Origin of the sequence: Paenibacillus sp. FSL L8-0708, assembly GCF_038009325.1 — a bacterium.
GTDB lineage: Bacteria > Bacillota > Bacilli > Paenibacillales > Paenibacillaceae > Paenibacillus_AQ > Paenibacillus_AQ odorifer.
The window spans coordinates 3,506,383-3,521,443 of sequence record NZ_JBBPBC010000001.1; the positions used below are offsets into that span (position 1 = coordinate 3,506,383).

Here is a 15,061-nt window from a genome sequence, read left to right on the forward strand (position 1 = left end):
TCTGTATCGTGCTTCGGTTGCATTTTATCAGGGAGACGTGGATACGTTCGTTGAGCTATTGGACCAAAACAGGGAAGGCATAGAGAAATTTGCATCTATAGTAAACGTTACAAGGTCATGGTTTTGTATTTTTGGTGGATCTTTTCTATGAAAGGAATCATCTTAAAGATGCAAATGTCCAACTGGACAAAGTGCTTGTTATCTGTAATTCCTCGAAGCATGTGAGCATGTGGGTACCAGGGGTTATTTTGCAAGCTAAAATGTTAAAAGCAATAGGTCATGTGGAAGATGCAGCGGAGGTTTTGCAGACAGCTATTGCGGAACTTAAGCAATATCATTCTCCTGGCAGGGAAAGATTGCTGGAAGCCGCATATATTCGAATTCAGTTCTCGCAAGGACTGTTAAGTAGCGGTGATGAATGGCTAACGAAAAGGCATATTAGTGCAAATGATAAACCTAATGTTGCCCGGGAATACGAACAAATCACACTCGCGCGTATGCTGATGGCACGTCAAGCTTATCAAAAGTTAGAGGTTAAAAACCGGGTACAAGCCGTTTCTAAGATAAAAGAAAAGCATTTGCTTTAAATCGGCAAAAGATTAATATAACAGTTTATTACCAAACATTTACTTTAAGAAGTGATACTATGGAATACAGAAGGTGATAGGACTAGCGAGGAGGAAATGTAAATGCAATTAATGGCATGGTCTGAATACGAGATTTCATATGACTTAAATAATGATTATTCTATTCGTAAGGCAGACTCAGAAGAGTGGGGACTGTATTGTTCCATTTATTATAATATGCAATATAACGGTTTTTTTAAAGAAGAAAGGTTCAATTCTGCCCAAAGAAACGCTTTTTGGATTTATAAAGGCGAGTCTAAAATAGGTGGAGTAAGGATGTCGCCTAACCGGATATATCATTTATTTGTTATTCCACCGTTTAACGATACATTTGTGGTGCTGAAGCTATTAAAAAAGCTTTTGATTTATTGGTCGGATAGAACAAAACCTATAAAAACCTTCGAGGTTCTGCCAGACCAGGTTCAATTATTTGCGCGGGCAGGGTTTTGGCCTGATGAGTTCAGATGCCGTTGGATGCACCGTCCTACAGATCATTTTGAGGTCGAATGGAACGAAGAGTTAAGGATTGAAAGTCCTCAGATCGAAGATAATGGAATGGGCGCTAAACGATTTATTCTTGAAGAGCAGATTGCCGAATGTAACTTTGCGAGCTTCGATGGAAGTCTTGAGGCAACAAGGAGAAAAAAATTCGCTTATGAAGATTTTATCCCAAGTGAAGAACCTAATTACACAAATGAAGAATTACTGACAGCGTCAACGCTTGTGTATGATAAGAAATCAGGACAGCTAATTGCGAATTGTCTTTTGGGTTTACAAGATGATTACGCAGCAGTTTACAGTATTGGTGTAATCCCTGCTTACAGAGGAAAAGGGATTGCTACAAGGATGTTGAAAAGAGGACTTAATCTCCTGAAAGATAAGTATCCGATCCTAAGATTATATGTCATGGAAGGTAATGATGCGGAGTCTGTTTATTTAAATCTAGGATTTGTCCCTGGAGTACAAGAGATACAGAGTATGTATATTCCTATGCACGACTAAGAAAGGCTGCCAGATGGCAGCCTTTTTTTTGTTAACTAGGCATGAGAGGTAATAGGAAACATGAAATGTTGAGGGAGTTCTTTTAATAGCGGACGTATAAATAAGGTATCTTCACTCTGGGAAATTAATTCTGCCTTAACTTGATCGATTGGATAATCTGGTGTGAAATAAAAATGTATAACTTCAGTATCCGGAGAAATAATGCTTTTCAATACTGTGTTGATATCAAAACTTGTTGTACTAATAATATCAAAAATATGAAGCTGATGATCCTCATGTTTAAAGATCACAATAACGTCAGCCTCTTCAATATAATAAAAGGAATCGTGAAAAGGAAGAATAAAATAAAACAGCAGCTGATGTTCATTATTTATCACGCTAAGCGCGGAGGATACCGGTGTTCTTTTGACCGCGAAATTTTTGATCATGCTAAAATCAACAGGGTTACCTATAGATAAAGGCCGCACAGAGTAGCTTGTAGTTGGCTGATTGCTAAGATGAGCAACGTTAAGTGAAAAGCTGCTTTCTTGCATGCGTTCAAACCCGAATTTAGGATAAAAATCCAAAGCGCGCTCATTAGCAAATAAGTAGAGGAAGTCGTATTCATGTTCGTACTTAGCGATAATGTGGTCTATTAATTTTCGGGATAAGCCTTGCATACGATAATCAGGATGTGTCATCACCGTCCCAATTTGGATGGCGTTGTATTCTTTTTTGTTGATGAGAATAGTCATTTTATTAATAGATGCATTCGCAATGACGTGATCTTCATCGATAAAGGAATAACAAATATATTTGTCATTCCAGCCCCCTTGTTCATACCAAGGTTTAAAATCAATACCAAAGATTGATTGGGCTAAAGAATTGAAGCTAAGCTTATATTTATCGATGTGTTTATAATCGCTAATCAATTGATATTCATGCATAGAATATACCTCTATTTCAGATGATTTTGGGATTCGCATTTTATGAATATATAATACTATGCTTTTTAACCGTAAAGTTGATTTTAAAAATACTATACCAATATAATCCTGTAGATGTGTTATCATAATCTCTAAATTATTGACTCGGAGGTATAAGATGAGAGAGATAGATTACTGTCATTATTTTTGGCAGGATGAGAAAATAAGACTAAGATCTGTTCACATTTGCAGAATTCTCATCACAGCGGCTGATGTTTAAGATCGAGAATCTAAATGATTAATATGTGGTTGGAGTAAATTTTAATAGCATAGACGAGAAAAATGGTACGTTCAGTATAGGCGTGCAAGTGGATAGAGATCATCGAGGTAAGGGGTATGGGACAAGAGCTATCAACATCCTGTTGAAGTATGCTTTTTTGGAGCTTAGACTCAACAAATTTAACGAATGTGCGCTCGAAGGTAACGAACCCTCAGCAGCTATGCTTAGAAAAGTGGGTTGTGTTCAAGAAGGCGTGCGCCGTAAAGTTATTTATACAAATGGACAGTATTTAGACTTACTGTTGTTTGGATTGACGAAGGATGAATTTATGGAGAAAAACGCTATGAAATAGTGCTTAGGAGAGGTTACTTGGAAAGCGGAGTGGCGCAGGGATTATAGCTGAGAAGGACGTTTAGAAAATGAACTTGGCAAAGTGGAACTTATTAGTTACCTAAAAAGCGATTCTTCAATACATGGAGGATCGCTTTTTTGCGTTTTGCTGTTCGAATTGATGTTCTATTGAAGCTTTCGGACCCAGAAGACGCTATTTGCAAATATTAAGCTTTTTCAGAGTAGTTTCGGACTCCAGTGCAGCTATTCCCCAAGAATAGCTGTATATATGTTACTTTTTATGCCAATAGCGTCCATGGGGTCCGATAGCACACCAAAAGTGGGAAAAAGCATCGAATAGAGTCAACTGTGTCCGATAGCAACTCGAACGAGCAATCTTGAACAAACTAAACAAAGAATGGGAGGGGAGCGTGCTGAAGCCTGTGGATTCAGATAGAGTTTATTTCGTGCAGAAGTTTGTGGGCTCAGATAGAGTTTATTTCGTGCAGAAGTATGTGGGTTCAGATGGAGTTTGTAACGTGCTGAAGTATGTGGATCCAGGTAGAGTTTGGTTTGCGTAGAAACTTGCCGATCTAAATAGAGTTTGGTTCACGCAGAAACTTTCGGACCCAGAAGACGCTATTTGCAAATATTAAGCTTTTTCAGAGTAGTTTCGGACACCAGTGCAGCTATTCCACAAGAATAGCTCTATATATGTTACTTTTTATGCCAATAGCGCCCATGGGGTCCGATAGCACACCAAAAGTGGGGAAAAGCAGCGAATAGGGTCAACTGGGTCCGATAGTAGCTCGAACAAGCAACTGATCAAACTAAACTGATCAATCCAAACTGATCAATCCAAACAAACCAAACGAATCAAATTAAACAAAGAATGGAAGGGGGTGCAGAAGCATGCGGGTTCAGATAGAGTTTGTATCGTGCAGAAGCATGTGGACCTAATTCTTCGAGGATCATTCTACGAAATCAACGATGTACAATCATTTATTCCATAATTTCATCATATGAAAAATTCACAATAGAAAACCACAAAAAAACCAAACTCTACCTACTCACATCCACATAAATCATCCTATATCCCACCAAATTTCTATAAACAACGTAATAAGTGAACCCTCTATCAAATTTCAGGTTGTGAAAGTTGGAAAATAGTGCTTATACTAGAGTAATAGAAGGAAAGATTAGCCAACAACATTTACAACATGAGGAGGGTTTATATGGCGTTTATGATTGCTCAACGAGCGTTTATCAAAGTGTATCTTATAACAATGGTAGAACAACACCGCGGTTACGGATATCAAATGCTGGAGGATTTACGTCGGGATTTCAAAGCCCATGGTTATTCTCCTCCACAGAGTGAAATCTATCGCGCCCTGCATGAGCTGGTGCAGCAAGGGATTTTATATCGAACCAAGCAGCTGAAAGGCAATGACCCTAAAGTGGATTTTCAAGAAATCGTACTTTACCATTTCACCTCAGATGGAGAAGAGAAAGCAAAGTTATATAAAAAGCAGGTAAAGACGGATCTTGACCGTTGCTTAGGCATTTTGAATAAAGCTGTTGTGGACAACTATTAGAACTGCAACTATAGTAATATTTTCAGGATGCTCTCACCCTGTTATAATGGTTACTGCCGGATGATTGCAGTATATACTTGGAGGTAGCAAAAGATGGATGAACATATGAAACGCCGGTTAGACAAACAGCGGAAGCTGTTCAGTCAACTTGGCATCACATTAGACGCTCTAACCATACATGAAAAAGAATTCAGCATGAAGCTGCGTGGCTACGATGCGGAGGAAGTAGATACATTTCTGGACAGCGTAATCAAAGATTACGAACGTTTCTATGCGACGATAGCTGATCTGATGGATAAATGGCAAGAGCAGCAGCTGGAAATGCGGGAATTAAAGGCAGAAACAAAAACAGAGGTTATCCAGGTTCCTGTTTCCCGAGGCATTGATCCAAAAGAATTGGAAGAGGTTATTCTGAGGCTTGAAACTAACGTCCGCCAGCTTAAAGATAAGCTTCCTCGCGTGGAAGAGTTTTTATAAGGCGCTGTTTGGGATAATGGGAGCTCCGCTTGACATTTCTAAATTTACCATTGACGAGTTAGCAGTTCATGAATTATGATATGTTCATAAATGATCATTTATATTTTAGTGGCGTGTTACCGTTAAGGGCATGAGCCAAGAATTGTCTTTATTTCCATTAGACAATTCTTGGCTTTTTTTGTTCCAATTTGACGATAATTAGGGAGAGGAGTGATGAGCTTGTCGCGAGAGATCGAGCAATTTCAAGTACAGCGTGTAATTGGGAATAACGTTGTAATGGTTCAGGGAAGCAAAAACGGGAAGGAATATGTCATCATTGGCAAAGGTATTGGATTTGCAGTGAAGGGTTCTGGTGTGATCGAAGGAAATGATGCTCGAATTGAGAAATTGTTTCGTCTAGAAGATCGCGAAGCCTGGAGCCAATATCAAGTTTTGCTGGAAGATATAGATCCTAAGGTAATGAAAATAACTGATGAGATAATTGCAGATATCCAAAGTCAATTTCCTGACAAGTTAAACGACAAGATTTATCTGGCACTCCCGAGCCACATACAGTTCACCATCTACCGTCTGCGCAACGGGATGGATATTATTAATCCGTTTTTGCAAGAAACCAAAATGTCATTTCCGAAGGAATTTGAGATCGCTTACAAGGCATCGGAGAAAATCAATGCTGAATTTCAAGTGCAAATCCCCGAAGATGAGATTGGATTTCTTACTTATCATGTGTATTCAGCAGTCAATAATGTATCGGTTGGTCAGTTAGTCAAGGCCTCTAATATTGTCAATGAGCTTCTAGACATGATTCAGCAAGAACGAAAGATAACTTTTGAGCACGGCAGTATGAATCATATCCGATTAATGATCCACTTGCGTTTTTCTCTGGAACGTATTTTAAAAGGATCACTAATAGATAATCCCTTTGTGAAACATATTAAGAAAGAATACAAAGAGGAATACAAGCTGGCTAAAAAGCTCGGTAAAGTAATGCAAAGATCGCTTGAGGTCGAAATTCCGGAAGAAGAACTATGTTTTCTAGCCATGCATTTGCACCGGTTATTTCAGACCTTAGTGAAATCAAATTAACATCTTAAGAGGAGTGGAGCATATGTTTTCCAAATGGAAATCAAAAAAAGAAGAGAAACATACTGAACATACCATCGAAATCATGGCACCAATCAGCGGGGAGTCAGTTCCACTAGCACAGGTTCCGGATGAAACCTTTGCTGGCGGTCATATGGGTAACGGAATTGCAATAAAACCCTCTGAAGGAATTTTGAAAGCGCCTTTTGACGGTAGGGTTGCTCATATCGTGAAATCGAGTCATGCAGTCATTCTGGAACATTCCTCCGGTATGCAATTGCTATTACATATCGGAATCGATACTGTCAGCCTCAAGGGCAACGGTTTTGTCAGTCATATAACCTCTGGAGATCAAGTAAAAGCAGGTCAAACCCTAATCGAATTTGATCTGGACGTAATTCGCGCGGCAGGTTGTGACACAATTTCGCCTGTAATCGTGACCAGTACAGAGGAGAATCCACCTCAAGTAAGCGGACATTATGGTCAGGTTACAGCAGGACAGGATCTGATTCTTACCGTGGCTTCAAAGTAAATGGTTTATAGAGCACTACTACTATTGAACCGAAAGGATGATTTTAAATGTTGGCTTTTCTACAAAAACTAGGTAAGTCGTTAATGCTTCCTGTTGCAACCATGCCGGCGGCAGCTATTCTTCAAGGGTTTGGTTTGCTTAACTACGAAAAAGATATTCCGCTAGGAGCGACCATTGGTGGATTTCTGAATCAATACTTTGCTCCATTTCTAAACGCCGGAGCGAATGCGATCTTCGGTAACCTAGCCTTAATCTTCGCGGTAGGGGTTGCCATTGGATTTGCCGGTGACGCCGTAGCAGCTTTGTCAGCAGTAATATCGTATATGGTACTGACTAAGATTCTGCTTATCGTACCGCTTCAATTCTCTTTCATCAATGATGATGTTGTATTGAACATGGGTGTACTTGGTGGTATTTTTGCCGGTGCTTGGGCAGCGTTCTTATACAAGAGATACCACAATATAAAAATGCCTGATTGGCTCGGATTTTTTGCAGGTAAACGTTTTGTCCCAATCATTACGGCAGCTTCTATGATGGTTCTTGCTGTATTTGTGGGTATGATCTGGAGTCCGATACAAGATGTTATTAGTGACTTCGGGAACTGGGTTGTGTCACTGGGGGCTGTTGGAGCATTCATCTTCGGTACAGCTAACCGCTTGCTGATTCCGTTCGGTCTTCACCACGTGCTTAATACGATTGCTTGGTTCCAAATTGGTGATTTTACGAATGCAGCTGGTGAACTGGTGCATGGTGACTTGTACCGCTTCTTCGCTGGAGATAAAACTGCTGGGATGTTTATGACTGGATTCTTCCCAATTATGATGTTTGCGCTTCCAGGGGCAGCACTTGCATTTATTCATACAGCTAAACCGGAAAAACGTAAAATGGTTGCTTCCATCTTCATCGGTTCTGCCATTGCTTCTTTCTTAACAGGGATCACTGAACCACTTGAGTTCTCCTTTATGTTCGTAGCACCACTCTTGTACGGAGTTCATGCTTTATTAACAGGATTCTCCATGGCCTTGATGTACATTTTAGATGTCAAGCTTGGTTTTGGTTTCTCCGCAGGTTTGATCGATTATCTTGTAAACCTGAAACTGTCTACTAATGCATGGATACTTATTCCTGTGGGTCTTGGATTCTTCGTCTTGTATTATGTACTATTCCGCTTTATTATCTCATTGTTCAAGCTAAAAACACCTGGACGTGAAGATGATGATGAAGAAAGCCTGTTAGCACCACCTGGAGGTAATGGAACGCCTTCATCGTCTTCTAAAGCTGCTCAAATTCTTGAGAACATCGGCGGTCCATCAAACATCCGCAATATCGATGCATGTATCACACGTCTTCGTCTGATTGTTAATGACGAAAAAGCCGTTAAAGATTCCGCATTGAAACAGCTCGGAGCTTCCGGTGTTATGAGACTGGGTCAAGGGGCTGTGCAGATCGTATTTGGTCCAAAATCAGAGCAAATTAAAGATGATATTCAAAAGCTGTTATAAGTAAATTGATCATGTTAAATTCATTAAACAGGGCTGGTTCCTACACCAGTCCTGTTTTTTTGCTGTGTCCAGAGATAAAGGGTTGCTTTATAGATAATGCCTAGTATAATACTTGGTATAAGTAAGCAAAGGAGTCGGTACACATGTCAGTCGATGATTATTTGGATCTTTTAAATTACGCCAAGGCGATTAAAGATGGGCAGTGGCAGGCTGACATCATTGAGCGCTTAAAGAATCTTAGTGCAGCAGCGGAAAGTCCTCAGATACAAGAAGAAAGTGTAATAGAACTTTGGTCAAGGTTTGATGCCATTAACATAATGATCATGAAGCTGTTTGAGAAGTTACGGGAGAATGAACATTCAGAGCAACAGTTTCAGTGGAAAGAGCAGCTCTGGGAGCTTAGGCTGGAACGGAGTATTTTATCTAAAAAGATTCTTAATCGTTACATTAGAATTAGGTAAACACTAGAAGACAGTTTCCTTATTAATTTAGGGGCTGTCTTTTTTTACGTAATCTTGATACAAAAATACATTGATAGTCGTCTTACTTATAGCTGCAGCTGATAAGGAGGATTTACAAGATGGAAATTCCGGAATCTGAAATTTTTAAAGCAATATTCTATGAACATTATCCTATTGTCAGACGTAAGCTGACCGCTTTGGTTCGTGATGAGTCGGCAGCAGATGATTTGGCACAAGAAGTTTTTCTGAGATTGTATCGTAACCCCCCAGATGATCCAGCAGCGCTGGGTGCCTGGCTTCATAGAGTCCTTACTCGTATTGGATATGATTATCTGGACAAAAAAGCAAGGGAACGGCGGCTGCAAAATAAACAAGAACAGTTATACGAAGTGGGGGAATCACCTCCTTCAGGAGAGGAAGTCTTAATCAGTAAGCTGGATCAGGAGGATGTTCATGAATGGTTGAACGAGCTGCCTGACAGGGATAGACAAGCGCTTCTGCTTAGATACTCTGGTTACAGTTATGCGGAAATAGCAGGCGAGCTTGGTCTAAGACCTCCCGTAGTAGGGACATTACTGCACCGTGCGACCCAGAGGTTAAGACAAAATGCAGCAAAATCACTGTCTCAGACGGAATAACAAAACGAGATAAGCGAAGCTCCAAATTATTTAGGAGGGATTACTAATGACTAAACAACCGCTAAATCAAGATCATAATAAACAACATACAGATGAAGCCTGGGCCAAATTGCAAAACAAGTTAGCGTCTGAGCCTGCAAGTCCCAAATGGTCTGTGTGGAGTCAGCAGTTGTCTGTGGATGTTATGAAAGATGATGACAAAACAGATCCACAAATAGACCAGCCTCAATCTACGGATGACAATCCAACAGCTAATCGCCCATCCAAGCGTCCTCGCATGAATCGTCGGCGCAAATGGGGAGTAGCAGTGGCAGGTGCCGCGATCTTTGCGGTTATACTTGGAACTCCAGTAGGAAATACGGCTATGGCATCGCTGCTGAATCAATTTCGGATGGAAGAAGTTACAGTTGTGAATGAAAATGATATCCGGGATATTTTTTATCAGGTAAATGAAAGTCAATCCATGAATGAAGCTATGAACAAATTTGGTGTGTTTACAAGTTCCTTTGGTTCAAATAAAGGGATTATTCCGCTAAATCAGGTGGAAGAGACTCTAGGTTTTACACTTCCAAGCGGAACTTTGCTCGAGAATGTGAAGAGCGCATATATAACCAATTCACAAGAAATAACCTTGAAGCTTAATATTGAAGCAGTTAATAAAGCAATGAAAAGATTGGGTGCAAAACAGCTTCTTCCAGAAGCCATAGATGGGAAAGAAATTAAATTAGATCTTTCGGAGATCGTGAATTATGATCTTTCGATTGATAATGATAAATGGGCTAATCTTACACAGACGAAGACTCCTTTAATTACGGTAGATCCAACTATAAAGGTTGATGAAGCTTTGGAAGCTATAATCGATTTTCCATTGCTGCCAGATTATCTGAAATCCAGCTTAAAGCAGAGCCGCATTTTATCGGGTGAAATTCCTCTGCCACTGGTAAAAGGCCTGAATACCGATCAAATAAAGATTAAAGATACAACGGTTCTACTGAATCAGAATGAATATAGTCAAGGGATTGTGTACTCGGCCGTTTGGGTACAGAACGGACAACTGTTTGATTTCAACGGAGGAAGCGTGTATACAGATAAAGCTGTATTCTTAGAGAAGCTAGGGGAGTTGATTGAATAATGACGGCTGCTGCAATAGAAGCGAAGTCTTTGACCAAAGAATATGATAACGGACGTGGTTGCCGTGATGTAACGATTACTGTTGGGAAAGGGGAAGCCTTTGGCTTCCTCGGCCCTAATGGTGCGGGGAAAAGTACCTTTGTCAAAATGTTGGTAGGTCTCATTCGTCCATCGAATGGTAGTGCTACTCTATTTGGTCATAAGATCGGTTCACTTGAAGCCAAGTCCCAAATCGGATATTTACCGGAATTATATCGCTATCAAGAATGGCTTACGGGGGAAGAAGTAGTAAGACTGCATGCCAAGCTGTGCCGTGTAGATCGATCTGTAGCCGACAAAAGAATTCCAGAGCTTCTAGCGGAAGTTGGAATTGGAAACCGTGGACGGGATCGTGTGAAACATTATTCCAAAGGGATGCAGCAGAGATTAGGGCTTGCTTGCGCTCTTGTAAACAATCCGGCCATCGTTTTTCTGGATGAGCCCTCATCGGCGCTAGACCCGATTGGACGTCAGGAAGTTCGGAATATTTTGCAGAGGCTAAAAGAGAAGGGAGTTACAATATTTCTTAACTCTCATCTACTGGAGGATGTTGAACTCATCTGCGACCGTATGGCACTGCTGAATAACGGAGTTATACTGCGGCATGGGAAAGTATCTGAGATCTTAAATAAGCGAACAAGCTGGCATTTTAAAGTGGGCGGTTTTACGCCTATTTTGTTGTCTTGGTTACAGGATAGTACTGAACTTCAGATCAAAGTTTCAGCGGATATCGGAGCTCAATCTGAAAAAGGAGCTTCATTCCCAGCTACATTGGAGAGTAGCACAGTTTGGCTGGAAGCGGAATTGGAGAATGAGGAGCAAGTAGGCTGGCTGAACACGTTAATTATTGAACAGGGCATGACCTTATATGAAGTCTCACGGAAGCGAGAACGTCTGGAAGACTGGTTTATGAGTGCTGTATCCGGCCTAAGTCACAGAGGTGAACACGAATGAGAATAATCATAGGAATGACCTGGAAGGAATTGCTGCGTAAACGAGTAATGGTATTAACATTGCTTATGACCATTGTCTTTCTTATAGGATTTTGGTTTGTGGCAAATACGATCGGACAAAGCGGAATACCGAACAGAACAGATATTAGCAGTGGCGAGCATCTCTTAGCTAATTTTACAAATGGTGCTTTTATATTATCACTTGGATTCTTTTTTGGCGCGTTTGTACTCGCCTTTTTGGCGATCTTCAGTTCCTTCTCAGCTATTGCAGGTGAAGCGGAACAAGGGGTTATGCAGGCTTTACTGCCAAGACCGCTGCCGCGGTGGAAATGGTACACAGGTCGCTGGCTTGGATATGTGACGCTTGGGATCGGTTATGCCCTGATTTTATTTATTTCTATTTTATGGATTACTGAGATCCATGCCACCGTTCCTAGAGATGCCGTAGTCCTATTGAAATCATTTTTGTTATTCTCCTCTGTAGTGCCTTTGCTAATTACGATTTCTATGCTGGGTTCTGGATTCTTCTCAGCAGTGGGAAATGGTGTCTTTATGACAATGTTATATGGAGCAGGCTGGTTAGGCGGGATGATTGATAAGATCGGAGGATCGCTGAGATTAGAACCCGATGTCCTTGACACATTAAATAATTTGTCAGGAATGATGGCACTGCTTATGCCAGTGGATGGTTTACAGCGGAAAATGACCGCCGTCCTGTTCAGCGCTAATGAAATGAGTGGAATGATGGGATTGTTCGGCAGCATGAATGGATTGCTGGATTTTAATACGGTTCCGTCAAATATGTTTATTTTTTATGCGATAGGATATACCCTGTTAGCTTTTGTTATAGGTCTACTTCGCTTCGAGCGAAAAGACTTATAAAGGGGGTGTTAATCCAAAAAGAGCCCTCTTGTCTCATGATCGGGACAATTAGGGCTCTTTATGTTGTGTAGCGGGAATCATTTCTTAATACCAAGCTCAATCCATTCGGTAGACCAGTTTCCAATTTCACCAAGTATAGGAGCAAGCGCTGTGCCTTTTGGAGTCAGAGAGTACTCAATACGTACTGGCATTTCAGGATATACAGTTCGCTCTATAATGCCTTCGGTTTCCATTTCCTTCAATCGGTCAGATAACACCTTGCCACTGAGATTGGACAGACAGCTCTCAATTTCACCAAAACGGCGTGGCCCTGGCATAAGCACGAAAACGATCAGCGCGACCCAACGTTTACTTAGCAAGTCTACCGCTTTTTCAAAGCGAGGACACATGTTGAAATCATTCATAATATCACCTCGACATTCATTATATCATAAACTTACATAAAGTAATTATAAATATTTAAAGATATATTATAACTTGACGAAGTTATATTACAATGATAAACTTACTTACAAATAGTTACTTATAATTTAACTAATATTTTATCCTTATGCTTAGCTCTATCTAAGCATTGATGAACAATGAGGAAGGTGTAATTATGATTAAACCAGAAATCACTTCTATTTTACAGAATAAAATCACGCGAATTCCTTTAGCAAATTCCACAAATATATTGGTTGGACCCATCACGTTACCGGTGAATTTAGACGGCGAGACCGTTGTTTTTAAATGGTACAACTGGCTGAATACAACGGATGCAGAGCTTCTTCAAGAGGATAGCAGTAAAGCAACGGCAGCTTTAATTTCACGTTTGCCATCCATGAACTTAGCAGAAGGACAACAATCCAGTGTGTTGGTATATGGCGATTTCGAAGGGTCTGAGGATGCATTGATCCGGATGCATAGCATCTGCCATACTGGCGATATTTTTGGCAGTAAACGTTGCGATTGCGGCTTCCAGCTGCATCAATCCATGAAAATGATTGTTGAGCATGGCTCTGGGGCATTATTTTATCTCGCGAATCATGAAGGAAGAGGCATTGGCCTGTTCAGCAAATCTTTAGCGTATCTTTTACAGGAAGAAGGATACGATACAGTTGAGGCTAATTTAGAGTTGGGATTTGCTGATGATTCAAGAAACTACGAAGAGGCAATCAGTGTTCTGCAAAATTTACGTCACAAACCAGTGACGCTGATTACGAATAATCCGAAGAAATTGGATGCGCTCAAGGCTGCAGGGATGAATGCCGTGAAAAGAGTAGCGTTATGGGGAGATGTATCTTCTTTTAACGAGAAATATTTGCGGACTAAAGTTGCTCGCTCAGGGCATTTAGAAGCTGTGAAGGACACCCATTCGCTAAATGAAAGACTGGCTAAGTAAAGATTGAAGTAGTGCTTTTGCGCTTCTTCTATTATAATGGGGTACTGGGAACCAACTCTAAGCTTAGTGAGGTACAATATGACTGCTATTCAAGTACAAGACTTACGCAAAACATTCAAAGTACAAAAAAACCGCGAGGGTCTCAAAGGGGCCTTCGCTGATTTGTTTAAAAGGGAATATACGGAAGTGACTGCGGTGAAGGACATTTCCTTTTCCATTCCTGAAGGTGAGATCTGTGGATATATCGGCGAGAACGGTGCTGGGAAATCGACCACGATCAAAATGCTCACAGGTATTCTCGTGCCGACTTCCGGAAACCTGACAGTAGGTGGGTATGTTCCGTATTTGGAGCGCGAGAAATTCGTGAAAAATATCGGTGTGGTATTCGGGCAACGCAGTCAGCTATGGTGGGACATTGGCGTGATTGAGTCGTTCCAGCTCCTGCGCAAGGTTTACCGGGTATCTGAACAAGATTTCAAGAAACGGCTGGATGAATTGGTCGAACGACTGCAGTTGCAAGAACTGCTGAATCGTCCGGTTCGTAAGCTTAGTCTAGGTCAGCGGATGCGTTGTGAATTAGTGGCAGCATTGCTTCATAATCCATCGATTGTATTTCTGGATGAACCGACCATTGGCTTAGATATTGTGGTGAAGTCAGAGATCCGTGAATTCCTAAAAGATATGAACCGCGAGCATGGGACAACCATACTGCTGACTACACATGACCTGCAAGATATTGAGGCGCTTTGCTCCCGAGTGATAATGCTTGATGATGGCCGTATCATTTATGACGGAGGACTGGAAGACCTGAAGCAGCGTTGGGGAACCGGACGTGAGGTTCAATTTCAATTTGGAAATGCTACGAAACGTCAGCAACTTGAGTTATGGACTGAGGGATTGCCTGTTACTTGGTCTGCGGAGAACGATTTAGGGGCGTCTGTCTGGATACCGCTAGAGCTAAATGTATCGGATGTATTAGGCAGAGTAGTGGGAAAAGCAGATATTACTGATATCAAAATCATAGAGACCAATACGGACGATATTGTTCGCAGTATTTATCAATCCGGGTCTGCAGACAAGCCTGATGAAATGGCTGCCGCTCTGAAGGATGAAAGAGAGGCTTTACATGTCTGATAAGCTTAATCCTGCAACGGCTATGTCTTCCTCCTCAGGAGGCGCGTCTTCTGAAGGTCCTCAGGAGAATAGCCGTAAATTACTATTCGGGGCTTACTTAGATTTTATAC

18 protein-coding genes are annotated in these 15,061 nt (G+C 41.0%); 16 read left to right on the forward strand and 2 right to left on the reverse strand.

Features of this window, described 5'->3' with window-relative positions; all coding sequences use genetic code 11:
• Window positions 1-134: 134 nt before the first annotated feature.
• Window positions 135-587: a hypothetical protein gene (locus NYE58_RS16755; protein ID WP_341002409.1), complete on the forward strand. Its 453-nt coding sequence runs from the start codon at window positions 135-137 to the stop codon at window positions 585-587.
• Window positions 588-689: 102 nt separating this feature from the next.
• Window positions 690-1,628, forward strand: coding sequence for a GNAT family N-acetyltransferase (locus NYE58_RS16760; protein WP_341002410.1), 939 nt, complete (start codon window positions 690-692; stop codon window positions 1,626-1,628).
• Between the two features lie 35 nt (window positions 1,629-1,663).
• On the opposite strand, the gene NYE58_RS16765 is transcribed toward NYE58_RS16760, so the two are convergent.
• Window positions 1,664-2,539, reverse strand: a complete 876-nt coding sequence (locus NYE58_RS16765; RefSeq protein ID WP_341002411.1) for a GNAT family N-acetyltransferase — start codon at window positions 2,537-2,539, stop codon at window positions 1,664-1,666.
• A gap of 362 nt (window positions 2,540-2,901) precedes the next feature.
• On the opposite strand from NYE58_RS16765, the gene NYE58_RS16770 reads away from it, so the two are divergent.
• The 12 genes from NYE58_RS16770 (at window position 2,902) to NYE58_RS16825 (ending at window position 12,436) form a co-directional block, all read left to right on the forward strand.
• The gene (locus tag NYE58_RS16770) at window positions 2,902-3,165 is read left to right on the forward strand and encodes a GNAT family N-acetyltransferase (protein ID WP_256718902.1); all 264 of its coding nucleotides are present in this window, start codon (window positions 2,902-2,904) and stop codon (window positions 3,163-3,165) included.
• 376 nt (window positions 3,166-3,541) lie between these two features.
• Entirely contained in the window at window positions 3,542-3,724 is a 183-nt protein-coding gene (locus tag NYE58_RS16775; RefSeq protein WP_341002412.1) for a hypothetical protein, read from the forward strand.
• A 654-nt stretch (window positions 3,725-4,378) separates the two neighbouring features.
• A complete protein-coding gene (locus tag NYE58_RS16780) occupies window positions 4,379-4,738 on the forward strand; it encodes a helix-turn-helix transcriptional regulator (protein WP_036686667.1) in 360 nt (119 codons plus the stop codon).
• 93 nt (window positions 4,739-4,831) lie between these two features.
• The gene (locus NYE58_RS16785; RefSeq protein WP_036686669.1) at window positions 4,832-5,215 is read left to right on the forward strand and encodes a DivIVA domain-containing protein; all 384 of its coding nucleotides are present in this window, start codon (window positions 4,832-4,834) and stop codon (window positions 5,213-5,215) included.
• A gap of 213 nt (window positions 5,216-5,428) precedes the next feature.
• Window positions 5,429-6,301, forward strand: a complete 873-nt coding sequence (locus NYE58_RS16790) for a PRD domain-containing protein (RefSeq protein ID WP_076126156.1) — start codon at window positions 5,429-5,431, stop codon at window positions 6,299-6,301.
• Window positions 6,302-6,323: 22 nt separating this feature from the next.
• Window positions 6,324-6,830, forward strand: a complete 507-nt coding sequence (locus tag NYE58_RS16795) for a PTS sugar transporter subunit IIA (RefSeq protein ID WP_076126158.1) — start codon at window positions 6,324-6,326, stop codon at window positions 6,828-6,830.
• A 47-nt stretch (window positions 6,831-6,877) separates the two neighbouring features.
• Window positions 6,878-8,332 (forward strand): N-acetylglucosamine-specific PTS transporter subunit IIBC, encoded by a 1,455-nt coding sequence (nagE, locus tag NYE58_RS16800; RefSeq protein WP_036686675.1) that lies wholly within the window; start codon window positions 6,878-6,880, stop codon window positions 8,330-8,332.
• A 143-nt stretch (window positions 8,333-8,475) separates the two neighbouring features.
• Entirely contained in the window at window positions 8,476-8,793 is a 318-nt protein-coding gene (locus NYE58_RS16805) for a hypothetical protein (RefSeq protein WP_036686678.1), read from the forward strand.
• Window positions 8,794-8,912: 119 nt separating this feature from the next.
• Window positions 8,913-9,431: a sigma-70 family RNA polymerase sigma factor gene (locus NYE58_RS16810; protein ID WP_076135192.1), complete on the forward strand. Its 519-nt coding sequence runs from the start codon at window positions 8,913-8,915 to the stop codon at window positions 9,429-9,431.
• A gap of 46 nt (window positions 9,432-9,477) precedes the next feature.
• Complete coding sequence (locus NYE58_RS16815) at window positions 9,478-10,563, forward strand: DUF4179 domain-containing protein (RefSeq protein ID WP_341002413.1); 1,086 nt, start codon at window positions 9,478-9,480, stop codon at window positions 10,561-10,563.
• Window positions 10,563-11,555 (forward strand): ABC transporter ATP-binding protein, encoded by a 993-nt coding sequence (locus NYE58_RS16820; RefSeq protein WP_076126163.1) that lies wholly within the window; start codon window positions 10,563-10,565, stop codon window positions 11,553-11,555. Before NYE58_RS16815 ends, NYE58_RS16820 begins: the two co-directional genes overlap by 1 nt.
• On the forward strand, window positions 11,552-12,436 hold the full coding sequence (locus tag NYE58_RS16825) for an ABC transporter permease (protein ID WP_076183784.1): 885 nt from the start codon (window positions 11,552-11,554) through the stop codon (window positions 12,434-12,436). Before NYE58_RS16820 ends, NYE58_RS16825 begins: the two co-directional genes overlap by 4 nt.
• A gap of 77 nt (window positions 12,437-12,513) precedes the next feature.
• Here NYE58_RS16825 and NYE58_RS16830 read toward each other — a convergent pair whose 3' ends face one another.
• On the reverse strand, window positions 12,514-12,840 hold the full coding sequence (locus NYE58_RS16830; protein ID WP_036686688.1) for a winged helix-turn-helix transcriptional regulator: 327 nt from the start codon (window positions 12,838-12,840) through the stop codon (window positions 12,514-12,516).
• A gap of 194 nt (window positions 12,841-13,034) precedes the next feature.
• Here NYE58_RS16830 and NYE58_RS16835 point away from each other — a divergent pair, with 194 nt between their 5' ends.
• Both NYE58_RS16835 and NYE58_RS16840 read left to right on the forward strand, forming a co-directional pair.
• Entirely contained in the window at window positions 13,035-13,817 is a 783-nt protein-coding gene (locus NYE58_RS16835) for a GTP cyclohydrolase II (protein WP_341002414.1), read from the forward strand.
• Between the two features lie 78 nt (window positions 13,818-13,895).
• Complete coding sequence (locus tag NYE58_RS16840; protein ID WP_076126169.1) at window positions 13,896-14,951, forward strand: ABC transporter ATP-binding protein; 1,056 nt, start codon at window positions 13,896-13,898, stop codon at window positions 14,949-14,951.
• Window positions 14,952-15,061 lie beyond the last annotated feature (110 nt).